The 22,769-nt window shown below is 68.5% G+C and carries 20 protein-coding genes and 2 tRNA genes; 3 read left to right on the top strand and 19 right to left on the bottom strand.

Annotated elements, in window-relative coordinates:
* Nucleotides 1-323 precede the first annotated feature (323 nt).
* The 11 genes from ndk to clpX all read right to left on the bottom strand — a co-directional run bounded on the left by ndk (nt 324) and on the right by clpX (nt 14,617).
* Nucleotides 324-734, bottom strand: a complete 411-nt coding sequence (gene ndk, locus W7S_RS07635) for a nucleoside-diphosphate kinase (RefSeq protein WP_014382181.1) — start codon at nt 732-734, stop codon at nt 324-326.
* A gap of 21 nt (nt 735-755) precedes the next feature.
* Entirely contained in the window at nt 756-1,058 is a 303-nt protein-coding gene (locus W7S_RS07630; protein ID WP_263645441.1) for a DUF4233 domain-containing protein, read from the bottom strand.
* 44 nt (nt 1,059-1,102) lie between these two features.
* Complete coding sequence (locus tag W7S_RS07625) at nt 1,103-2,572, bottom strand: folylpolyglutamate synthase/dihydrofolate synthase family protein (RefSeq protein ID WP_009955948.1); 1,470 nt, start codon at nt 2,570-2,572, stop codon at nt 1,103-1,105.
* Complete coding sequence (locus tag W7S_RS07620) at nt 2,569-5,217, bottom strand: valine--tRNA ligase (protein WP_014384170.1); 2,649 nt, start codon at nt 5,215-5,217, stop codon at nt 2,569-2,571. Before W7S_RS07620 ends, W7S_RS07625 begins: the two co-directional genes overlap by 4 nt.
* 58 nt (nt 5,218-5,275) lie before the next feature.
* Nucleotides 5,276-6,535 (bottom strand): trans-acting enoyl reductase family protein, encoded by a 1,260-nt coding sequence (locus W7S_RS07615; RefSeq protein ID WP_014711129.1) that lies wholly within the window; start codon nt 6,533-6,535, stop codon nt 5,276-5,278.
* A gap of 113 nt (nt 6,536-6,648) precedes the next feature.
* Entirely contained in the window at nt 6,649-7,218 is a 570-nt protein-coding gene (locus W7S_RS27105) for a transglycosylase family protein (RefSeq protein ID WP_081490074.1), read from the bottom strand.
* Between the two features lie 857 nt (nt 7,219-8,075).
* Nucleotides 8,076-8,684, bottom strand: a complete 609-nt coding sequence (gene mobA / locus W7S_RS07605; protein ID WP_036428687.1) for a molybdenum cofactor guanylyltransferase — start codon at nt 8,682-8,684, stop codon at nt 8,076-8,078.
* A gap of 1 nt (nt 8,685) precedes the next feature.
* Complete coding sequence (locus tag W7S_RS07600; RefSeq protein ID WP_014379675.1) at nt 8,686-9,786, bottom strand: 2-oxoacid:ferredoxin oxidoreductase subunit beta; 1,101 nt, start codon at nt 9,784-9,786, stop codon at nt 8,686-8,688.
* A 49-nt stretch (nt 9,787-9,835) separates the two neighbouring features.
* Nucleotides 9,836-11,791 carry a 2-oxoacid:acceptor oxidoreductase subunit alpha gene (locus tag W7S_RS07595; protein ID WP_085976484.1) on the bottom strand — a complete coding sequence of 652 codons (1,956 nt, stop codon included), beginning with the start codon at nt 11,789-11,791 and terminating at the stop codon, nt 9,836-9,838.
* Between the two features lie 230 nt (nt 11,792-12,021).
* Nucleotides 12,022-13,293: an MFS transporter gene (locus W7S_RS07590; RefSeq protein ID WP_014711128.1), complete on the bottom strand. Its 1,272-nt coding sequence runs from the start codon at nt 13,291-13,293 to the stop codon at nt 12,022-12,024.
* Nucleotides 13,294-13,336: 43 nt separating this feature from the next.
* Complete coding sequence (gene clpX / locus W7S_RS07585; protein ID WP_008255183.1) at nt 13,337-14,617, bottom strand: ATP-dependent Clp protease ATP-binding subunit ClpX; 1,281 nt, start codon at nt 14,615-14,617, stop codon at nt 13,337-13,339.
* Between the two features lie 359 nt (nt 14,618-14,976).
* Here clpX and mmuM point away from each other — a divergent pair, with 359 nt between their 5' ends.
* A complete protein-coding gene (gene mmuM / locus W7S_RS07580) occupies nt 14,977-15,894 on the top strand; it encodes a homocysteine S-methyltransferase (protein ID WP_168160331.1) in 918 nt (305 codons plus the stop codon).
* A 22-nt stretch (nt 15,895-15,916) separates the two neighbouring features.
* Here the strand turns inward: mmuM and clpP2 are convergent, their stop codons facing one another.
* The 4 genes from clpP2 to W7S_RS07560 form a co-directional block, all read right to left on the bottom strand.
* The gene (clpP2, locus tag W7S_RS07575) at nt 15,917-16,552 is read right to left on the bottom strand and encodes an ATP-dependent CLP protease proteolytic subunit ClpP2 (RefSeq protein ID WP_008255179.1); all 636 of its coding nucleotides are present in this window, start codon (nt 16,550-16,552) and stop codon (nt 15,917-15,919) included.
* Nucleotides 16,549-17,139, bottom strand: coding sequence for an ATP-dependent CLP protease proteolytic subunit ClpP1 (clpP1, locus tag W7S_RS07570; protein ID WP_008255177.1), 591 nt, complete (start codon nt 17,137-17,139; stop codon nt 16,549-16,551). Before clpP1 ends, clpP2 begins: the two co-directional genes overlap by 4 nt.
* Nucleotides 17,140-17,266: 127 nt before the next feature.
* Nucleotides 17,267-18,661 carry a trigger factor gene (tig, locus tag W7S_RS07565; RefSeq protein WP_008255176.1) on the bottom strand — a complete coding sequence of 465 codons (1,395 nt, stop codon included), beginning with the start codon at nt 18,659-18,661 and terminating at the stop codon, nt 17,267-17,269.
* A gap of 64 nt (nt 18,662-18,725) precedes the next feature.
* A tRNA-Pro gene (locus W7S_RS07560) sits at nt 18,726-18,802 on the bottom strand.
* A 149-nt stretch (nt 18,803-18,951) separates the two neighbouring features.
* Between W7S_RS07560 and W7S_RS07555 the strand changes: the two genes are divergently transcribed.
* Together W7S_RS07555 and W7S_RS07550 are read left to right on the top strand one after the other, a co-directional pair.
* Nucleotides 18,952-19,022: transfer RNA gene (locus W7S_RS07555), tRNA-Gly, on the top strand.
* A gap of 33 nt (nt 19,023-19,055) precedes the next feature.
* The gene (locus W7S_RS07550) at nt 19,056-20,246 is read left to right on the top strand and encodes a serine hydrolase domain-containing protein (RefSeq protein WP_008255174.1); all 1,191 of its coding nucleotides are present in this window, start codon (nt 19,056-19,058) and stop codon (nt 20,244-20,246) included.
* A gap of 8 nt (nt 20,247-20,254) precedes the next feature.
* On the opposite strand, the gene W7S_RS25960 is transcribed toward W7S_RS07550, so the two are convergent.
* From W7S_RS25960 to W7S_RS07535, 4 genes are all read right to left on the bottom strand, one after another.
* Nucleotides 20,255-20,614 (bottom strand): hypothetical protein, encoded by a 360-nt coding sequence (locus tag W7S_RS25960; RefSeq protein ID WP_074020979.1) that lies wholly within the window; start codon nt 20,612-20,614, stop codon nt 20,255-20,257.
* 58 nt (nt 20,615-20,672) lie between these two features.
* A complete protein-coding gene (locus W7S_RS07545; RefSeq protein WP_014711126.1) occupies nt 20,673-21,479 on the bottom strand; it encodes an Fpg/Nei family DNA glycosylase in 807 nt (268 codons plus the stop codon).
* Nucleotides 21,480-21,497: 18 nt separating this feature from the next.
* Entirely contained in the window at nt 21,498-21,977 is a 480-nt protein-coding gene (locus W7S_RS07540) for a ribose-5-phosphate isomerase (protein WP_008255170.1), read from the bottom strand.
* Nucleotides 21,978-22,116: 139 nt separating this feature from the next.
* Nucleotides 22,117-22,740, bottom strand: coding sequence for a DsbA family protein (locus tag W7S_RS07535; protein ID WP_008255169.1), 624 nt, complete (start codon nt 22,738-22,740; stop codon nt 22,117-22,119).
* Nucleotides 22,741-22,769 lie beyond the last annotated feature (29 nt).

The following is a 22,769-nucleotide window of genomic DNA, read 5'->3' as shown; positions in this document are numbered from 1 at the left end:
GGCGCGTCGTTGCGACGCGGCCACGCGAGGGCTTCGCTATGGGCCCGGGTCACTTCTCCCGGGCTTGTGATGGTCTCGCCCCGAGCGGCTCAGGTTAGAACCCACTCGGCGCCGTGCTGAATGACGGCCTGACATGCAGCGAACCAAGGCGACGGGGCTATGGTCGCGCTTGTCTAAGTCTTCATTCGGGTGTCTGACGCCGGTCCGGCGACGTTCACCCGACATCAGTATCCCACATCACGTCGGCGCCCAAGCCACACCTGATGCAGCCCGGTCGGACGAACCCCGGTCCGCAACGCGCCGCGGGGACGATCGTCGCAGCTCTAGGCGTCGGGAAACCAGAGCCCGATTTCTCGCTTGGCCGACTCGATCGAATCCGAGCCGTGCACCAGATTGAACTGCGTCTCGAGCCCGAAATCGCCCCGGATCGTGCCGGGGATCGCCTTCTCGACCGGGTCGGTACCGCCCGCGAGCTGCCGAAACGCCGCGATCGCGCGCGGTCCCTCCACGATGGCCGCGACCACCGGCCCCGAGGTGATGAATGCCAGCAACGACTCGAAGAAAGGCTTGCCCTCGTGTTCCGCGTAGTGCTGGGCGGCGAGGTCTTGGCTGACGTGCCGGAGTATCAGCGCGGCGAGGGTGAGGCCTTTTCGCTCGATCCGGCCGATGATCTCCCCCACCAGCTGTCGCTGGACGCCGTCCGGCTTGATCAGTACCAATGTCCGTTCGGTCACGGCGGACAGCGTACCGCCGGGCTACCCCTGCCTGCGCCGGACCTCGGCCCGGAAGTAGGCGATCAAGCCCCACAACCCGGTGAACAACACGCCGATGAACCCCACGCCGGGATACACGGCGAAGCCGGCGAGCAGGATCACCTGCACTCCGAGGTTGGCCCAGATGGCCCAGGGTTTGCGCTGCACCCCGCCCATCAGGATCAGCAGTACGGCCAGGCCGATCAGGTAGGCCAGCGACGCCGTCGTGAGGCCTCCGCCGACCGCGCCCACCACCGGGATCGCGAGCAGCACCACGATCGCTTCCAGAAACAGCGTGAGGGCCATCACCGCGCCGAAGCTGCGCCAGGGGTCGGGCCGGTTCTGGTCGGTCACTGCGGATCACGCCCGAACAGGGTGCGCGCCGCGCCGGCGGTGACGACCGAGCCGGTGATGACGATCCCGGTCCCGGAGAAGTCCTCGGCGTGGCCGTCGAGCGCGGCCCCCTCCACCTCGGAGTCGACCAGCGCGGTCGCGACGTCGATGGCGTCGCGCAGGTTCTCGGCGGTGCTCACCCGGTCGGGCCCGAACGTCTCGCGCGCCGCCAGGGCCAGCGATTCGACATCGACCGCCCGCGGGGACCCGTTGTGGGTGACCACGACGGCGTCGAACACCGGTTGCAGGGCGGCGAGGATGCCGTCGACGTCCTTGTCGGCCAGCACGCTGAGCACCCCTACCAGATAGCGGAAGTCGAATTCGCCCGCCAGCGTCTGCGCCAGCGCGGCGGCACCGGCGGGGTTGTGCGCGGCGTCGATGAACACAGTGGGCGCGCTGCGCATCCGCTCCAGCCGGCCCGGGCTGACGACGGCGGCGAAACCCGCGCGAACCGCCTCGACGTCGAGCTGACGCTGCGCGCCGGCGCCGAAGAAGGCCTCGACGGCGGCCAGCGCCAGGGCCGCATTGTGCGCCTGGTGTTCTCCGTGCAGCGGCAGGTAGACGTCGGAATACACCCCGCCCAGCCCCTGCAGCTGCAGCACCTGCCCGCCGATGGCGACCTGGCGGCCCAGCACGGCGAACTCCGAATCCTCGCGGGCCACCGCGGCGTCGGCTTGAACGGTTTGGGCCAACAACACTTCCATCGCCTCGGGCGCCTGACGCGCGATGACCGCCACGGTGTCGGGTGCGCCCTCGGGCGCCCGGGTGATGATGCCGGCCTTCTCCCCCGCGATGCCGGCGAGGTCGTCGCCCAGGTAGTCGACGTGGTCGAGGGCGATCGGGGTGATGGCCGCCACCGGGGCGTTGATCACGTTGGTGGCGTCCCAGCGCCCACCCATCCCCACCTCGACCACGGCGACGTCGACGGGGGCGTCGGCGAACGCGGCGAACGCCATCGCGGTCAGCACCTCGAACTTGCTCATCGCGGGCCCGCCGGCGGCCTGCGATTGCGCGTCGACCATCTGCACGAACGGCTCGATCTCGCGGTAGGTCGCCACGTACTGCGCGGGGCTGATCGGCTTGGCATCGATCGAGATGCGTTCCACCGCCGATTGCAGGTGCGGGCTGGTGGTGCGCCCGGTGCGCCGGTGCAGCGCGGTGATCAGCGCGTCGATCATCCGGGCCACCGAGGTCTTGCCGTTGGTGCCCGCGACGTGGATCGACGGGTAGGCCAATTGCGGTGAACCCAGCAGGTCCATCAGCGCGCTGATCCGGGTCAGGCTCGGCTCGATCTTGGTTTCGGGCCAGCGCTGGTCCAGCAGGTGCTCGACCTGCAACAGGGCAGCGATCTCGTCCGGGGTCGGGTCCGGGGTGGGAACCGCGCCGGGAACTTCGGGGTCCTCGGCCCACTCGGGCGGCTCGGTCATTGCAGCCCGGCTAGCCGCGCGTTGATCCGCTCGGTTTCCTCCTGGGCCAGGCGTTGACGGTCCCGGATCTTGTCGACGACGTTTTGGGGGGCCTTGCCCAGGAAGTCCTCGTTGGCCAATTTGGCGGTGGTCGACGCCAGCTCCTTGTGGGCCGCGGCCAGATCCTTTTCCAGCCGGCGACGCTCGGCGGCGACGTCGATGGTGCCCGAGGTGTCCAGTTCGACGACGACGGTGCCGCCGCTCAGCCTGACTTCCACCGACGCCGACGGGCGGAATTCCGGCCCGGCGGCCGTCAGCCACGCCAGCGACGTCACCGCGCTCACCTGGGTGCCCAGATCGGCTCCCTCGACGCCCGTCATCCGGGCCGGCACCTTCTGGCGGTCCGCCAGCCCCTGATCGCTGCGGAACCGGCGCACCTCGGTCACCAGCTTCTGCATGTCGGTAACGCGTTGCGCGGCAACCTGATCCAGGGCTATCCCGGACGGCTGCGGCCAGTCGGCGATCACCAGGGTCTCGTTGTGGGTCAGCGCCTGCCAGAGGGCCTCGGTGATGAACGGGATCACCGGGTGCAGCAGCCGCAGCAGGGTGTCCAGCGTCGCCGCCAGCACCGCCGTCGTGTGCGCGACCCCCTCGGCCAGTTGCGTCTTGGCCAATTCCACGTACCAGTCGCAGAATTCGTCCCAGGCGAAGTGGTAGAGCGCTTCGCAGGCGCGGCTGAACTCGTAGTTGTCGAACGCCGAATCGACTTCCGCGCGAACCTCTTCCAGTCGCCCGAGGATCCATCGGTCGGCGTCGGTGAGTTCGGCCGGCGGGGGCAGGGGCGCCAGCTGCGCGCCGTTGAGCAGCGCGAAGCGGGTGGCGTTGAACAGCTTGGTGCAGAAATTGCGCGACGCCCGGACGTGGTCCTCGCCGATCGCCAGGTCACCGCCCGGGCTGGCGCCGCGGGCCAGCGTGAACCGCAGGGCGTCGGCGCCGAAGAGTTCCACCCAGTCCAGCGGGTCGATGACGTTGCCCTTGGACTTGCTCATCTTGCGCCCGGATTCGTCGCGGATCAGCCCGTGCAGGAAGACATCGGTGAACGGCACCTGCGGGCCGCGGCGACCGTCCAGGGTGATGGCGTCGTCGTCGCCGACGAACGTGCCGAACATCATCATCCGGGCCACCCAGAAGAACAAGATGTCGTAGCCGGTAACCAGAACGCTTGTGGGGTAGAACTTTTCGAGCTCGGGGGTCTTGTCCGGCCAGCCCAGGGTGGAAAACGGCCACAGCGCCGAGGAGAACCAGGTGTCCAGCACGTCGGGGTCCTGTTCCCAGCCTTCCGGCGGCGTCTCGTCGGGACCCACGCACACCTGCTCCCCGTTGGGCCCGTACCAGATCGGGATGCGGTGGCCCCACCACAGCTGCCGCGAGATCGTCCAATCGCGCATGTCGTCGACCCAGGCGAACCAACGCGGCTCCAGGCTTGCGGGGTGAATCACGGTGTCGCCGTTGCGCACCGCGTCGCCGGCCGCCTTGGCCAGCGACTCGACGCGGACAAACCACTGCAGCGACAGCCGCGGTTCGATCGGTTCACCGCTACGCTCGGAGTGCCCGACGCTGTGCAGGTATGGTCGCTTCTCCTCGACGACGCGGCCCTCGGCGGCCAGCGCCTCGCGGACCGCGACGCGGGCCTCGAAGCGGTCCATCCCGTCGAATTGCGTTCCGGTATCGACGATTCGGCCCTTGGTGTCCAGGATCGAGATCATCGGCAACCCGTGCCGCAGCCCGATCTCGAAGTCGTTCGGGTCGTGTGCGGGCGTGACTTTGACTGCGCCGGTACCGAATTCGGGGTCCACGTGCTCGTCGGCGACGACGACCAGCTCACGGTCGACGAAGGGATGCGCCAGTGTGGTGCCGACCAGGTGGCGGTATCGCGCGTCGTCGGGGTGCACGGCGATCGCGGTGTCGCCGAGCATCGTCTCGACCCGGGTGGTCGCGACCACGATGTGCGGCTGCGAGTCGTCGAGCGAGCCGTAGCGGAACGACACCAGCTCGCCCTCGACGTCGAGGTAGTCGACCTCGATGTCGGAAATCGCGGTCTGAAGCACCGGCGACCAGTTGACCAGCCGCTCGGCCCGATAGATCAGCCCGGCGTCGTAGAGCCGCTTGAAGATGGTGCGGACGGCCCGCGACAGGCCCTCGTCCATGGTGAACCGGTCGCGGCTCCAGTCGACCCCGTCGCCGAGCCGGCGCATCTGGCCGCCGATGGCGCCGCCGGACTCGCGCTTCCAGTCCCAGACCTTCTCGACGAACAGCTCCCGGCCGAAGTCCTCCTTGGTCTTGCCGTCGACCGCGAGCTGCTTTTCCACCACGCTCTGGGTGGCGATGCCGGCGTGGTCCATTCCCGGCTGCCACAACACCTCATATCCCTGCATCCGCTTGCGGCGGGTCAGGGCGTCCATCATGGTGTGTTCGAGCGCGTGACCCATGTGCAGGCTGCCGGTCACGTTCGGGGGCGGCAACACGATCGAGTAGCCGGGCTTGGCGCTGGCCGGGTCCGCCGCGAAGTATCCGGCGTCGACCCACTTCTGGTAGATCGCGCCCTCGGCCGCAGCGGGATCCCACGACTTGGGCAGGTCGGTGGCGGGGCTGGGGCTGGCGGTCACCCGTCAATTCTAGGGAGCGCCGTTTACCCTCGTGTAAGTGCCCGAACCGTGAGCCGGGTCACCCCGCGAGCCGTTCAACCTGCAAGGACACACCCGCGGCGGGGAACCGGTCCAGCAGCGCGTCGCCCATCGCGGCGGCGGGCGTGAGGACGCCGTGCAGGTCCCGGAGCTTGTCACGGTCGAATGCCAGCGCCATGCCGCACTCCCCCAGCAGCACCGACGTCGCCTTGTAGCCCGGGTCGCCGCGCTGTTCCATGCGCGCCACGTAGCGGGCCCCGGTGCTGGTGGTGGTGTAGGTCTCGATGCGGTAGTAGCCGCGCTCGCGGGCGGACTCGCTCGGGCCGGTGCCCGGTTTGGGCACGATGCGCTCCACCAGCCGGCGCGGCAGGAGCCGGAAATAGCGGCTGCCCAACCCGAAGGTCGCGGCGCCCACCCCGCCGACCACGGCGGAGGCCACCGGCGCGATCGGCGACGAGCCCAGGCTCATGCTTTCGCTGTAGCGCAGCTGGCGGCCGTAGGCCCAGTCCAGCAGTGCGTTGCTGCGCCGCACGATCCGGGTGTTGTAGGGCGCCATGACGAAGCCCGCGGTCCACAGCCCGCTCAGTTCCGGCGCGATCCGACGACCGCGACGCCAGGGCAGGTCGGGCTGCGGACCGATGTCGGGTTCGGCGCCGCGGTCGCTGCTGAGCGTGTACGGGTCGGCGAGTTGGCGGCGGGCCTCGGGATCGCGGGACGCGGTGTCGAGCACCTCCAGCATCGACGCGACGGTGCCGCCGGACACCCCGCCCGAGAAGGAACGGACCACCAGGTCGGTGTCGGCGAGCTCGCCGGCGCCGTCGTCGCGCGCCGCGCGGTACAGCGCATACACACTGAGGTCCGAAGGCACGGAATCGAATCCGCACGCGTGCACGATGCGGGCGCCGGTATCCGCGGCCTGCTTGTGGAATTGGTCGATGCTGTCGCGGACGAACATCGCCTCCCCGGTCAGGTCGGCGTAGTCGGTGCCCGCCGCGGCGCAGGCGGCCACCAGCGGCAGCCCGTAGCGCGTGTAGGGCCCGACCGTGGTGATGACGACCTGGGTGCGCGCCGCCATCTCGTTCAGCGTCGAGGGCGATGAGGCGTCCGCGTTCAGGACGGGCCACGACCGCGCGGTTTCGCTCAGCGTGTCGCGGACGGCGCGCAGCCGGTCGGGCGACCGGCCGGCCAGGGCGATCCGTTTGTCCGGTGCCGAGCGGGCCAGGTAGTCGGCGGTGAGCTTCCCGACGAAGCCGGTCGCCCCGTACAGCACAATGTCGAATTCGCGCGGCGTTGCGGTCACGGGCCCGACGCTACCCGACTACGGGGGTGGCGACCGCTGGAGACAAGGAGTGCCGGGCACGGGGCCCGGCACTCCTTATATGTGCGGCTTATATGTATGCCAGAAGCCGTCGGTCAGCCGCGGCGTCCGCACACCGGCCAGGCGCCGATGCCCTGAGAATGCAGCACGTTCTCGGCGACGCGGATCTGCTCCTCGCGGCTCGCGCCGGACGGGGAGCCGCTACCGCCGTTCGCGCGCCAGGTGCTGGGCGTGAACTGCAGGCCACCCGCGTAGCCGTTGCCGGTGCTGATGCTCCAGTTACCGCCCGACTCGCACTGCGCGATGGCGTCCCAGTTGACGCTGTACGCCCTGACGGGCGGGGGCGGCGGGACGTCCGGGCCAGGAGGCGGCGGAACGTTCGGGTCGAAGCCCACGGGCGCCGGCGGGGCATCCGGAGCCGGAGGGGCGTCCGGGGCCGGGGGCGGAGGCGCGTCCGGGGCCGGGGGCAGGGCTTCCGGGGCCGGAGGCGCGTCCGGCGCCGGGGCGTCCGGCGCGGGGGCGTCCGGGGCGGGGGCGTCCGGGGCGGCAGCAGGAATGTTCGGGTCGAAGCTCACCGCTTCGTCTGCGTGGGCGGTGGCCGACGGGATGGTCACGAGCGTGCCCGTGACCGCGGCAAGCATGAGCGTCTTACGGACGTTCTGCAATATCTTTCCTTTCGCTGCGCGCGCGCCAAAGCAAGCCCACGCAGGTGGGCTGAAGGTGTTGGCTTGAATGCCTGCTTTGGAACGTGCCGTCTGGGTCAGGCACGATAGCGGCGGGCCAGGTATGCCCGGCGGGTTGTCACCCACCGACCACGGTTGGGCTCTCGCCGTCCGTGGCGCCGCTCACACGCGGGTCTGTGGATTCAGTTTTGTTGATTACTTTTCCGTAACCCGTTGCGGGCTAACAGGGACCGTAGAGAACACCGGCGCGTTCGTCATCTTCGGAAATCGCAGGTCTCGTTTCGGTAACGACGCGATCACGCGGTGATAGCAGGCCCATTCACGCAGGTCACGGTCGAATTTTCGGCACGGGCACGTCGGCCGGATCCGCAAACAAATGGTGAGCCTAATCACGCGTATTTTGTGAGCTGGCGCACGATTATTCGGGTCGATATTGCCGATTCGCCGCAGTGACAACGCATCTGCCGTCCCGGTCGGAAGGGGGCGCAGCGTACCGCATGCCGGCACCGCTTCTCACGTCGCCACGCGGGAAAGGCAAGAAAAAGTCGAGAGACGACGAATTACGGTGTCTTGCAGTGATATTCGTCCGTCACAGTCCCACCCAGCCGAATCGGTTGATGAGACCTCGTGATTACGCTTTCTGGCAATGACTTTCGCTAAACGTGTTCAGCGACAAAATTTTTCAGGAATGGAGGCGACTTTGCCGGCAGGCCGGGATTCACTGGGGCGCATGCACCCGGACGGGGCCAGGACGGGCGCGGGCATTTCCGCGAGGAAGCCTCAAATCGACACTGCCCCAACGGATCACGACGGTTCACAGACCGGCGCAGCGGACGGCGTCAGGCCTGCAGCTGCGCCAGAGCGCGCAGGTCACTCTCCGAGTTGACGTTGGCCAGGAAACGCGATTCCGGCAGCACGATCTGCTGGGCGTCGGAGGCGTCGATCAAGGCACGCATCGAGCGGGCACCGGCGGCGACCAGGCCGTCGATCCGCTCGGCCAGATCGGTGCGATACACCGCGGCGAGGTAGTGGCTGCGGCCGTCCCACGGCAGCACGATTTCGGCGTTGGTCTCGGTGGCCAGCCCGATCAGGTCGTCGATCAAACTCGCTGACAGCAGCGGCATGTCGACGGCGCAGACGAAGGCGAAGCGTGCGCCGGTTTCCGCCGCGGCGCGCAGGCCGCCCCCGGTCGCCGGCAGTGGCCCCTGGCCGCGCACCTCGTCGCGAAGCACGCGCGCCGGCACCTCGGGCAGCGGTTGCCCCGGCGCGGCCATCACGAAGATCGGCTCGCAGCGCTGGGAGACCACCCCGACCACGTGCTCGAGCAGCGTGGCGGCCCCGCCGGGACCCGGCAGGGTCGCCTTGTCGCGGCCCATTCGCCGCGATTCGCCACCGGCCAGCACTATTCCAGCCAGGGACACTGTGGTGTCCGCCACCCGCTCGGCCACGTCAGTCGACGGTCCAGGTGTCGCGGCCCCGCAGCAGCGACTGCAGCGCCGCGGAGTCGAACGGCTTAGCCGACTGGGCCGCCTGAATCTGTGAGCGGGCCGCGTCGTCGTAGGTGGGCCGGTTGATATTGCGGAAGATGCCCAGCACCGTGTGCTCGAGGTTCTGATCCGACAGCCGCGACAGCGCGAACGCGTAGGCCGAGTTGTCGCTGTGCGCGTCGTGCACCACGATCTCGTCGACGGACACGTCGGCGGTCTTGGCCACCTCCAGGCCGAACCCGGACTTCACCACGCAGTATTCGCCGTTGGCGCCGAACACAATCGGCTCGCCGTGACGGACGTTGATGACCCGCTCCTCGGCGCCTTCCTTGCGCAGCGCGTCGAAGGAGCCGTCGTTGAAGATCGGGCAGTCCTGCAGGATTTCGACGACGGCGGCGCCCCGGTGCCCGGCGGCGGCGCGCAGCACCTCGGTCAGGCCGTTGCGGTCGGAGTCCAGCGCGCGGCCGACGAAGGTCGCCTCGGCGCCCAGGGCCAGCGACACCGGGTTGAACGGGTGGTCCAGCGACCCCATCGGGGTCGACTTCGTGACCTTGCCGACCTCCGAGGTGGGCGAGTACTGCCCCTTGGTCAGCCCGTAGATCCGGTTGTTGAACAGCAGGATGGTGATGTTGACGTTGCGGCGCAGCGCGTGGATCAGGTGGTTACCGCCGATCGACAGGGCGTCGCCGTCGCCCGTGACCACCCACACCGACAGGTCCTCGCGGGCCAGCGCCAGGCCGGTGGCAATGGCGGGCGCACGGCCGTGGATCGAGTGGAATCCGTAGGTCTCGAGGTAGTAGGGGAAGCGGCTCGAGCAGCCGATGCCGCTGATGAACACGATGTTCTCGCGGCGCAACCCGAGGTCCGGCAGGAAGTTGCGGATGGTGTTGAGGATGACGTAGTCCCCGCAGCCCGGGCACCAACGCACCTCCTGGTCGCTGGTGAAGTCCTTGGACTTCTGGGGCTGGTCCTCGGCGGACAAGGTGGGGACCCCGTCGTTCTTGGTCAACTTCGGGGTCACACCGAGGTCTTTGCCCGCCAGATTGCCGATCAGGTCAGTCACGAGCGCCGCTCCTCCTCATCGCTTCGCTCTGCGTCGGCGCCGGCGCGAATCATGCGCCCGCCCCAACCGTTGCCGCCGCCATTCTGGCGACCATCGTCTTGTCGTTCTCGACTTCGGCCAACGTCCCGCCCAGCGCGGCGCGGATGACGCGGCCGATCTCGTCGGCCAGGAACGCGACACCCTGCACCTTGCTGACCGACTGCACGTCGACCAGATACTTGCCGCGCAGCACCAACGCCAGTTGGCCCAGGTTCATTTCGGGCGCCACCACCTGCGGGTAGCGCCGCAGCACCTCGCCCAGGTTGGCCGGGAAGGGGTTGAGATAGCGCAGGTGCGCGTGCGCCACCTTGATGCCCTTGCGCCGGGCGCGCCGGCAGGCCTCGCCGATCGGGCCGTAAGAGCTGCCCCATCCGATCAACAGCAGCTCGGCGTCGCCGGTCGGATCGTCCACCTCGAGATCGGGAACGGAGATGCCGTCGATCTTGGCCTGCCGCAACCGGACCATGAGGTCGTGGTTGACCGGCTCGTAGGAGATGTTGCCCGAGCCGTTCGCCGCTTCCAGACCGCCGATGCGGTGCTCGAGCCCCGGGGTGCCGGGCACGGCGAACTGCCGGGCCAGCGTCTCCGGGTCACGGGCGTAGGGCTGGAACGGTTCGTCGGGCTTGGCGAAGGCGTGCGTGATGCGCGGCAGCGTGCTGACGTCCGGAATGCGCCACGGCTCCGAGCCGTTGGCGATCGCGCCGTCGGACAACACGATCACCGGGGTGTGGTACGAGACCGCGATGCGCGCGGCCTCGAGCGCGGTTTCAAAGCAGTCCGACGGCGAGCGGGGCGCGAGGATCGCCACCGGCGACTCGCCGTTGCGGCCGTACAGCGCCTGCAGCAGGTCGGCCTGTTCGGTCTTGGTGGGCAGCCCGGTCGAGGGGCCGCCGCGCTGCACGTCGACGACGAGCAACGGCAGTTCGGTCATCACGGCCAGCCCGAGCGCCTCGGACTTGAGCGAAATGCCCGGCCCCGACGTGGTGGTCACGCCCAGCGCGCCGCCGTAGGAGGCGCCGATCGCCGCGCAGATGCCGCCGATTTCGTCCTCGGCCTGGAAGGTCAGCACGTTGAAGTTCTTGTGCTTGGACAGCTCGTGCAGGATGTCGGAGGCCGGCGTGATCGGGTAGCTGCCGAGCAGGACCGGGATGTCCGCGAGCTGGCCGGCCGCGACGATGCCGTACGCCAGTGCGGTGTTTCCCGAGATCTGCCGGTATTCGCCCGACGGCAGGGTCGCCCGGGACACCTCGTAGGTGGTGCCGAACGCCTCGGTCGTCTCGCCGTAGTTCCAGCCGGCCTTCAGCGCCAGCACGTTGGTCTCCGCGACCTCGGGCTTGCGGGCGAATTTCTCCCGGATGAACTTCTCGCTGGTTTCGATCGGCCGCCCGTACATCCACGACAGCAGGCCCAGCGCGAACATGTTCTTGGCGCGCTGGCCATCCTTCTTCGTCGCGCCGATGGCCTCGACCGCGCCGAGCGTCAGCGTCGTCATCGCGACGGAATGCACGACGTAGTCGGACAACTCGTCGGTCTCGAGCGGGTTGGTGACGTAACCCACCTTGGTCAGGTTGCGCTTGGTGAACTCGTCGGAGTTCGCGATCACCATGCCGCCGCGGGGCAGGTCGCCGATATTGGCCTTGAGCGCAGCCGGATTCATCGCGACGAGCACGTCCGGCCGGTCGCCGGCGGTCAAGATGTCGTAGTCGGCGATCTGAATCTGGAAGGACGAGACGCCGGGCAGAGTGCCTGCGGGCGCCCGGATCTCGGCGGGATAGTTCGGCTGGGTCGCCAGGTCGTTGCCGAAAAGCGCTGCCTCGGAAGTGAACCGGTCGCCGGTGAGCTGCATGCCGTCTCCGGAGTCACCGGCGAAGCGAATGACGACCTGTTCGAGGCGCTGACGGGCAGATCCGTTCGGGGAAGCCCCGTTCTGTGAGTCTGATCCGGCTCCGCTGCCGTTCGGATCCACGTCTTTGCCCTCCATTTGTTCACCGGACAGACAGTTCGCGCAGCTTCAGGTTACGCGTCGGCGAAGGGAGTCTCCGGCCATCACGGTTTTATGTCACTGGCGGTACCAATTATGGCACTGATTTTCGATCGCCATGGCCGACTCCGCCGCATCATCTCGGCCGCGTTCGCGGACAAAAGGCGACGTCAGCGCCGTCTACTGACGAGTAGACCAGTAAACTGTGGTGTTGGTCACGTCTTGCGCGTTACCCAACCGTCGTTCATACCGTGTCTGCTTCGGGATGCCGCGCCTCCGCCGCCGCTTTTGGCCGCCGCCGTTTCCGGCATCGCAGCCAGATACAACACGAACCCGGCGCCCGCCAGAGCACCCAAGAACGCGAAGGCGACGTTGTAGCCGGCCGCGACCACGATCGAGCCCGCGACGAGGTTCGACACCGCGGCGCCGACGCCCGTCGCGGCCGTCACCGCCCCCAGGCTGACATTGAAGCGGCCGGTCCCGTGCGTCACGTCCTGCACGACGAGGGGAAACAGCGCGCCGAACACGCCGGCCCCGACGCCGTCCAGCAGCTGCACGCTCACCAGCCAATAGGGGTTGTCCGAGAGCGTGTAGAGAAAGCCACGGGCGGCCAGGACGGCGAACCCGGCCAAAAAGATCGGCTTGCGGCCCCAGGAATCGGCCTTGGCTCCGGCGACGTAGGCCACCGGCACCATGACGACCTGCGCGGCCACGATGCAGCCCGCCATCAGCGCGGTCCCGACGTCCTTGTTGTGCAGCGCCAGCCGCTGGCCGACCAGCGGCAGCATGGCCGCGTTGGCGAAGTGGAAGGCGATGACCGTGGCGGCGAAGATCATCAGCCGGCGATTGCTCAGCAGGGCCGCCAGCCGGGACGGGCTCGGGTGCGGTTCCCCCGGCGCATGGTCCATGCCCCGGGCGACGTCGTGGTCGATCGCGTCGCCCGGAATCCACAGCGTCGCAACCACGCTGGCGGCCGCCATGACCGCAAGCACCCAGAACACCACAACCGGCCCGAAGAAGTAGGCCAGGCCGCCGGTGATCGCCGCCGCCGTGGCGTTCCCGGCGTGGTTGAACGACTCGTTGCGCCCGATCCGGCGGGCGAAGCGACGCGAGCCGACGAGCCCCAGGGTGATCGCGGCCAGCGCCGGGGCGAAGACGGATCCGGCGATGCCGGTGAGCGCCTGCAGCACCGAGATCGAATACAACCCGGGGAACAACGGCATCGCCAGCGACGCCGCGGTGATCGTCAGCGCGCCGCCGATGACCAGCGCCCGCTTGGCGGTGCTCCGGTCCACCAGGGCGCCGGCCGGGGCCTGCGCGACGATCGCGCCGATGCCCCCGACCGCCATGACGAATCCGATCGAGCCCTGATCCCAGTGGTGGGTCAGCAGCAGATAGATCGACAGGTACGGGCCGAGCCCGTCACGCACGTCGGCGAGCAGGAAGTTCAGCAGGTCCAGGCCGTGCGCAAGGCGCCGCGGGACCACGTCGCTGCTATCGCGGGGCGTGCTGGGGAGCTCCAGGAGCTAGTTAGGCGCTCTTGTCGCGGCGCTCGGTGCGCGACGGCTTGCGCGGCACGATCGTCGGCAACACGTTGTCCTGCACGGTCTCCTTGGTCACCACGACCTTGGCGACGTCGTCGCGGCTCGGGATGTCGTACATCACCGGCAGCAGGACCTCTTCCATGATGGCGCGCAGGCCGCGCGCGCCGGTGCCGCGGTGGATCGCCTGATCCGCGATCGCCTCCAGGGCGTCGTCGGTGAACTCGAGCTCCACGCCGTCCATCTCGAAGAGCCGCAGGTACTGCTTGACCAACGCGTTCTTCGGCTCGGACAGGATCTTGACCAGCGATTCGCGGTCCAGGTTGGTGACCGAGGCGACCACCGGCAGCCGGCCGATGAACTCCGGGATCAGGCCGAACTTGATCAAGTCCTCGGGCATGACCTCGGCGAAGTGGTCGGTGGTGTCGATCTCGGCCTTCGAGCGGACCTCGGCGCCGAAGCCCAGGCCCCGCTTGCCGACGCGCTCGTAGATGATCTTCTCCAGGCCGGCGAACGCCCCCGCGACGATGAACAGCACGTTGGTGGTGTCGATCTGGATGAACTCTTGGTGCGGGTGCTTGCGGCCGCCCTGCGGGGGAACCGACGCCTGGGTGCCCTCCAGGATCTTCAGCAGGGCCTGCTGCACGCCCTCCCCGGAGACGTCGCGGGTGATCGACGGGTTCTCGCTCTTGCGGGCGATCTTGTCGACCTCGTCGATGTAGATGATGCCCGTCTCGGCGCGCTTCACGTCGTAGTCGGCGGCCTGGATGAGCTTGAGCAGGATGTTCTCGACGTCCTCACCGACGTAGCCGGCCTCGGTCAGGGCGGTCGCGTCGGCGATGGCGAACGGGACGTTGAGCATCTTGGCGAGCGTCTGGGCCAGGTAGGTCTTGCCGCAGCCGGTGGGACCGAGCATCAAGATGTTGGACTTGGTCAACTCGACCGGCTCGTGGCGCGAGTCCCGGCCCTTTTCCCCGGCCTGGATCCGCTTGTAGTGGTTGTAGACCGCGACCGCCAGCGTCCGCTTGGCGGTGTCCTGCCCGATGACGTAGCCCTCGAGGAACTCCCGGATCTCGATCGGTTTGGGGAGCTCATCGAGCTTCACGTCGTCGGCGTCGGCAAGCTCCTCTTCGATGATCTCGTTGCACAGATCGATGCACTCATCGCAGATGTACACACCGGGGCCAGCAATGAGTTTCTTGACCTGCTTCTGGCTCTTCCCGCAGAACGAGCACTTCAGCAGGTCCCCGCCGTCTCCGATGCGTGCCATGGTGCGTCAGTGCCTACTTCCTCTTCGCCGTTGGACTTCCCTGTCCCGCATGTATTCACCGACGCTACCCGCTTGATCGGGCCCGCCGCGACCATAAACGCCGAATCGCGCCCATGGTATTTGCGGGAGTTCATGCCGCTTCCGTATGGAGGAAAGATATAGCCAGACGGTGCCCGTCGCTCGCGAAAGACGCGCTTTGCGTGTCTTTGGCGTGTCGCGGTTGTAATGCGACCGAGTCCGGCGGCCGCCCGATCCCGCCTCCGACGGAGGTGCCGACCCGACCCCGAGACGATCACACGAGGCGTGGGTGAACCCCCAAGAAATCACCCTACAGTGGCCACGTGGGTTTGGCCGTGGGCTTGCGGTGGCCCAGCGGAACCGTGCTGCTCGATGGCGGCTTGGCCACCGAGCTGGAAGCGCGCGGCCATGACCTGTCCGACCGGTTGTGGTCGGCCAGGCTGCTCGCGGACGCCCCACGCGAGATCGTCGCCGTCCACGCCGCCTACTTTCGCGCGGGGGCCACGATCGCGACGACGGCCAGCTACCAGGCGTCGTTCGAGGGTTTCGCGGCGCGCGGACTGGATCGTCGGGAAACCGACCTGCTGTTGCGCCGCAGCGTCGAGCTCGCGAAGGCCGCGCGGGACGAGGCCGGCCCTGGCGAATTCGGGGGCCTGCTCGTCGCGGCCTCGGTCGGACCGTACGGCGCGGCGCTGGCCGACGGCTCGGAATACCGCGGACGCTACGGCCTGTCGGTCGGGGCCTTGGCGCGCTGGCATCGGCCCCGGCTGGAGACCCTGGCGGACGCCGGGGCCGACGTCCTCGCCTGCGAGACCGTTCCCGACGTCGACGAGGCGGAAGCGTTGGTCGACGTGGTGCGCTCGGTCGGGATGCCGGCGTGGCTGAGCTACACCATCGACGGGGCCCGTACCCGCGCCGGGCAACCGCTGACCGAGGCCTTCGCGGTGGCCGCGGGCGTCGACGAGATCGTGGCCGTCGGGGTCAACTGCTGCGCGCCCGACGACGTGTTGCCCGCGATCGCGAGCGCATCGGAGATCGGCAAGCCCGTCATCGTCTATCCGAACAGCGGCGAACGCTGGGACGGTCGCGCGTGGGTCGGCCCGCGCACGTTCGCGACGGGGCTTGCGGCGCAGTGGGTTTCGGCGGGCGCCCGCATTGTCGGCGGCTGCTGCCGGGTCGGCCCGGTGGACATCGCCGAGCTGGCCCCCTTGCGCCGAGCGTGCAACCAGGGCGAAAAATCAGCCGAAAACTCGCCGTGAGTGCACGCTCGGCGAAAAGAGGCTACGCGCTCTGGGCGGAAAGCTTCCGGTACTCCAGCACGGTGTCGATGATCCCGTAGTCCTTGGCCTCTTCGGCGGTCAGGATCTTGTCCCGGTCGGTGTCCTTGCGGACCGTCGCGGCGTCCTTGCCGGTGTGGCGGGCCAGCGTGGTCTCCATCAGGGTGCGCATCCGCTCGATCTCGGCGGCCTGGATTTCCAGGTCGGAGAACTGCCCCTGGATGACGCCCTGCAGCGAAGGCTGGTGGATCAGCACACGGGCGTTGGGCAGCGCCATCCGCTTGCCCGGGGTCCCGGCGGCCAGCAGCACCGCGGCCGCCGAGGCGGCCTGCCCCAGGCACACCGTCTGGATGTCGGCGCGCACGTACTGCATGGTGTCGTAAATCGCCATCAGCGAGGTGAATCCGCCGCCGGGCGAGTTGATGTACATGGTGATGTCGCGGTCGGGGTCCAGCGACTCGAGCACCAGCAACTGCGCCATGATGTCGTTCGCCGACGCGTCGTCCACCTGGACGCCGAGAAAGATGATGCGTTCCTCGAACAGCTTGTTGTAGGGATTCGACTCCTTGACACCGAAGCTGGAGTGCTCGATGAACGACGGCAGGATATAGCGCGCCTGGGGCTGGGTTTCGGGGTTCACTGGGCTTCTCCATTGGTGATGTGGGCGGCGCGGGTGATGATGTGGTCGACGAAGCCGTATTCCAGGGCTTCCTGCGCGGTGAACCAGCGGTCGCGGTCGGAATCCGCCTCGATGCGTTCGATCGACTGGCCGGTGAATTCGGCGTTCAGCCGGAACATTTCCTTCTTGATGACGTGGAACTGCTCGGCCTGAATGGCGATGTCCGCCGCGCTCCCGGTCACCCCGCCCAGCGGCTGGTGCATCAGGATGCGGGCGTGCGGCAGCGCGTACCGCTTGCCCTTGGTGCCCGCGGCCAACAGGAACTCGCCCATCGAGGCGGCCATGCCCATCGCGTAGGTGGCGATGTCGCAGGGCGCCAGCACCATGGTGTCGTAGATCGCCATGCCGGCACTGATCGAGCCGCCGGGCGAGTTGATGTAGAGCGAGATGTCTTTGGTGGAGTCCTCGGCGGCGAGCAGCAGAATCTGCGCGCACAGCCGATTGGCGATTTCGTCGCTCACCTCCGAACCCAGGAAGATGATGCGCTCGGACAGCAAGCGCTCATAGACGGAGTCCGTGAGGTTGAGACCCTGCGAGTTTGAACGCATGTCAGTCACGACCGGGGTACCTGCTTTCTGTCAGATCTGTCTTCACCGACACTAACCAACCGGGCCCGCCGTTTCGCGGCCACGCGCCCCTGAAACGGGCGCGTTCGCTCACAGCGTCATCGCGCGGTCACTCCTCGGCGTCGGCCTTCGTGGATTCTTCGGCGTCACCGGAGACGTCATCGGCGGCCTCGTCCGCCCCCGCGCGCTTGCCGAAGAACTCGTCGGTGTCGACGGTGTTTCCGGCGGTGTCGGTGACCGTCGCCGCGCGGATCACCTCGGCGATGGCCAGCGCCCGGCGCACATCGGCGAACATGGCCGGCAGCTGGTTGTTCTCCTGAAGGTAGGCCACGAGCTGCTGGGGCTCGATGCCGTACTGGCGCGACGTGGCCACCAGCCGCTCGGTCAGGTCGTCCTGGCCGACCTGGACCTCGAGCTCGTCGGCGAGCGCGTCGAGCAGCAGCTGCCGTTTGACGTCGGTCTCGGCGGCGGTGCGCGTCTCGGTCTCGAACTCCTCGCGCGACTTCCCTTGCTGGGCGAGCACCTCGTCGAGCTTGGATTCGTCGTGGTCGAGGCTGTGCAGGGCGTTGTGCAGCGCGCTGTCGACCTGCGCCTTCACGATCGCTTCGGGCAGCGGGATGTCGACCTGCTCGAGCAGCGTGTCGATCGCGGCGTCGCGGATGGCTTCGGCCTGCTGCGCCCGCTTGGTCCGGCCGACTTGCTCGCGCAGGTTGGACCGCAGCTCCTCGATGGTGTCGAATTCGCTGGCCAATTGGGCGAACTCGTCGTCGGGCTCGGGCAGCTCGCGCTGTTTGACCGACTTGACCGTGACGGTCACCTGCGCGTCCTTGCCCGCGTGCTCGCCGGTGGCCAACTGCGCGGTGAACTCCTTGGATTCGTCGACGGACAACCCGACCAGCGCCTCGTCGAGGCCCGCGATGAGCCGGCCGGAGCCGACCTCGTGGGACAGCCCCTGCGCGGTGGCGCCCGGCACCTCTTCGCCGTCGATGGTGGCCGACAGGTCGATGGAGACGAAGTCGCCGTCGGCGACCGGCCGGTCCACCCCGGTCAGGGTGCCGAATCGAGCCCGCAGGGACTGCAGTTCGGCGTCGACGTCGTCGTCACTGACCTCGATCGGGTCCACCGAGATGGTCAGCGAACCCGGGTCGGGCAGGGTGAGCTTGGGCCGGATGTCGACCTCGGCGGTGAACGCCAGCTCCTCGCCGTACTCCTTCTTGGTGACCTCGATCTCGGGCTGGCCCAGCGGGTGCACCTCCGACTCGGCGACCGCCTGTCCGTACCGCGCGGGCAGCGCGTCGGTGACGACCTGGTCGAGCATCGCCTCGCGGCCGAAGCGGGCCTCCAGCAACTTCGCCGGCGCCTTGCCGGGCCGGAAGCCGGGCAAGCGCACCTGCCTGGCCAACTCCTTGTAGGCCCGCTGGAAGTCCGGCTCGAGTTCGGAGAACGGGACCTCCACATTGATGCGCACCCGGGTGGGGCTCAACTGCTCGACGGTGCTCTTCACGGGTGTGCTCCTCGGTGCTCGTTCCTGGTCGTCGGTGGGCCGCGCAGCGTGCGGCCGGTCGTGCTGGTCGGGGTGACAGGATTTGAACCTGCGGCCTTCCGCTCCCAAAGCGGATGCGCTACCAAGCTGCGCTACACCCCGCGCTGACCTCGATGATCCTAAGGCCCCGCAAAGCCAGGTCCGTCACAGGCTTGGGCGGCGACCTCGCGGACCTCACGGAGTGATCACAAAGCCGCGTCGATTAGATTTGATCTTCGTCGCCAGCTACAGTCACGCTCGACTAAATACATGCGGGCGTAGCTCAATGGTAGAGCCCTAGTCTTCCAAACTAGCTACGCGGGTTCGATTCCCGTCGCCCGCTCGGGGCTAACTATCTGCTCGATAGAGAGGCGCCATGAGCGACCTGACGACGGACCCGTCGATCCATGGCTCATGCGCGTCGGACTTCGTCGGGGTTCGCGACGCGTTCGAGCGCAATTTCACCCTGCGCGACGAGGTCGGTGCGGCCGTCGCGGTGTGGGTGGACGGGTCTCTCGTCGTCAACCTGTGGGGCGGCTGGGCCGACGCGGCCCGCACCCGGCCCTGGCAGCAGAACACCCTGACCACCGTGTTGTCCGGCACGAAGGGCCTGTCGGCCACCTGCGTGCACCAACTGGCCGACCGCGGCGAGCTGGACCTGCAGGCGCCGGTGGCCCACTACTGGCCCGAGTTCGCTCAGGCGGGCAAACAGGACATCACGCTGGCGATGGTGATGAGCCACCGCTCCGGCGTGATCGGGCCGCGCACCCGGATGCGCTGGGAACAGGTCGCGGATTGGGACTACGTCTGCGAACAGCTGGCCGCCGCCGAGCCCTGGTGGGAGCCGGGCACCGCGCAGGGCTACCACATGACCACCTTCGGCTTCATCATGGGCGAGGTGTTCCGCCGGGTCACGGGCCGCACGATCGGTCAGTACCTGCGGACCGAGATCGCCGAACCGTTCGGCGCCGACGTCCACATCGGGTTGCCGCTGGCCGAACAGCACCGCTGCGCCGAGCGGATCAACAAGCCGCACGCCCGGGACCTGCTGGCCGACGCGAAGGCGCCGGGCTGGCCGACCAGCCTGGCCGAGCACCCCAAGGCGGGCCTGTCCATCTCGATGGGATTCGCCCCCGACGACGAGCTCGGCTCACACGATCTGGGCCTGTGGCGCGAACTCGAGTTCCCCGGCACCAACGGTCAGGTGTCGGCGCTGGGGTTGGCGACCTTCTACAACGCGCTCGCCCAGGAGAAGGTGCTCAGCCGCGAGCACATGGACCTGGTGCGGGTCTGTCAGGGCGGGCTGGAAACCGACCTGGTACTGGGGCCGCGGGTCGCCGACCACGGCTGGGGTCTCGGGTACATGCTCAACCAACGCTGCGTCAACGGACCCAACCCGCGGATCTTCGGCCACGGCGGGCTGGGCGGTTCGTTCGGGTTCGTCGATCTCGAGCACCGCATCGGCTACGCCTATGTGGCGAATCACTTCGACCCCACCAAGGCCAACGCCGACCCCCGCAGCCTGGTCCTGTCGAACGCGGTCTACTCCGTGCTGGGTGTCATCTAGCGGCGCCGTTAATGGCCGCCGCCACCGCCGCCACCGCCGCCGTGTCCACCACCGCCGGGACCACCCCCGCCGGGTCCACCGGGACCGCCGGGCCCACCCGGTCCGCCGGGTCCACCGGGACCGCCCAGCCCACCGGGACCGCCGGGTCCGCCGGGGTTGAGGTACGGATTGGGCCCGGGTCCGCGCCAATTGTCGTGGCAATTCCCGGTGTCCCAGTTGTCGCCCCAGCCGGGGTCCCAGAAATCGCCGGGGCACCACTGCGGGAACGGAGCGGGATGCGCCTGCGCGTCGGTCGCGACGCCCAGCCCCGCCAAGCCCAGACCCGCGATGGCGGAAATCGTTGCTGCTGATCGAGCGAGAGTCTTCATGGAGACAACACATGCCCACCCCGATTGAATTCAAACCGGAGGCGGCGATGTTTCGCCATTATTTTTGGCAGGTCGGACACCAGAACACGTTGCGGCCCTCCAGCACGGTCGTGCGGATCGGGGCTTTGCACACGCGGCACGGTTCGCCGGAGCGCCGGTAGACGTAGGTGCGGGGGCGGTCGGGGCGATACGAGGGCGTGCCGTGGTCGTGTTCGGGCCGCACCACGATGATCTTGCCCCGGCGCAAACCGACCTTCATCAGTGCCACCAGATCGGTCCAGGCCGCATCGAATTCGTCCTCGCCGACGTCGCGGCCGGGGCGGAAGGGGTCGATGCCGTGGCGGTACAGCAACTCGCTGCGGTACACGTTGCCCACGCCGGCCATGACGGTCTGATCCATCAACAGTGCCCCAATGGGCCTGCGCGACTTGGCAATTCGCTTCCACGCCCACGACGGATCGGCGTCGCCGCGCAGCGGGTCGGGACCAAGCCGGGCCAACACGTCGCTGACCTGCCCTTCGTCGATCACCTCGCACACCGTCGGGCCGCGCAGGTCCGTGCCGTAGTCGGCGCCGATCATGCGCATCCGCACCTGCCCGACCGCCTCGGGAAACGACCCGTCGTCGGGACGTTCCCATTCGGTGAAGGCGCCGTACAGGCCGAGATGCACGTGCACGATCGGGCCGCCGGCGTAGTGGTGAAACAGGTGTTTGCCCCACGCGCTGGTGCGTTGCAACACCCGGCCGTCGACCGTCGCGGCCGCGTCGGCGAAGCGGCCCTGCGGGCTGGACACCGATACGGGCGCGCCGGCGTAGCGGCGTTGGTGCAGCCGGGCCAGCCGGTGCAGGGTATGCCCTTCGGGCACGCGCGGACCTTTCCAGCGTCAGCCCGCCGCGCCGGGTACCGGCGGGGCTTGGTGGGTGCGTTCGTATTCGGCGAGGATGTCGATACGCCGTTGGTGGCGTTCGGCTTTCGACCATGGCGTGGTAACGAAGGCGTCGACGATGGCGAGCGCCTCGGCCGCCGTGTGCATGCGACCGCCGATGCCGATCAGTTGCGCGTTGTTGTGTTCGCGGGCCAGGCTTGCGGTTTCGACGCTCCAGGCCAGCGCGCACCGGGCGCCGGGCACCTTGTTGGCCGCGATCTGCTCGCCGTTGCCCGACCCGCCCAGCACGATGCCCAGGCTGTCCGGGTCGGCCACCGTGCGCGTCGCGGTCGCGATGCAGAAGGCCGGGTAGTCGTCGTCGGCGTCGTAGGTGAAGGCGCCGCAATCGATCGGCTCGTGGCCGGACTTCGCGAGGTGCTCGATGATCTGCTGCTTGAGCTCGAATCCGGCGTGGTCAGAGCCGAGGTAGACGCGCATGCCCGCAATCCTTACACAGCCACCCGCCGCCCTGGCGGCGGCGACGGCAAGCGGGGCGGCGGCCTACCGGCGCCCGGCCAGCGGGGCGGTCGCAGTAGAACGCCCGCCTGGCCGGGCGGTCGGCGTCGGGCCAGCCCACCTAGGCGAAGTCGGGCTTCTCGGTGCGGCTGCGCTTGAGCTCGAAGAAGTGCGGGTAGGACGCGAAGGCCACCGAGGCGTCCCACAGCTTGCCCGCTTCCTCACCGCGCGGAATCTTCGAGAGCACCGGACCGAAGAACGCCACATCGTTGACGTGGATGGTGGGCGTGCCGACATCATCGCCGACCGCGTCCATCCCGGCGTGGTGGCTCTTGCGCAGCGCCTCGTCGTAGGCGTCGCTGTCGGCGGCGTCGGCCAACTCGGCCGGCAGGCCCACCTCGGCCAGCGACTGCTTGATCACGTCGTCCAGTTCTTTGTTGTCCTCGTTGTGAATCCGGGTTCCCATCGCGGTGTACAGCGGCGCCAGCACCTCGGCGCCGTGGGCCTGTTCGGCCGCGATCGCCACCCGCACCGGGCCGAAGGCCTTCGCCAAGCGTTCGCGGTATTCGTCGGGCAGGCCCTCGCGGTTTTCGTTGAGCACCGCCAGGCTCATCACGTGGAAGTTCACCTCGATGTCGCGAACCTTTTCCACCTCGAGGATCCAGCGCGAGGTGATCCACGCCCACGGGCACAGCGGATCGAACCAGAAATCGGCCTTGTTCTTCGCGGGCGCGTTGTCGGGCATGTCCTGTCCTCTCGTCGGTTGAAAGTCTG

This window comes from Mycobacterium sp. MOTT36Y, assembly GCF_000262165.1.
GTDB classification, from domain to species: domain Bacteria; phylum Actinomycetota; class Actinomycetes; order Mycobacteriales; family Mycobacteriaceae; genus Mycobacterium; species Mycobacterium intracellulare.
The sequence above is the reverse complement of the archived record's forward strand: the minus strand, read 5'-3'. Positions and strand labels throughout refer to the sequence as shown.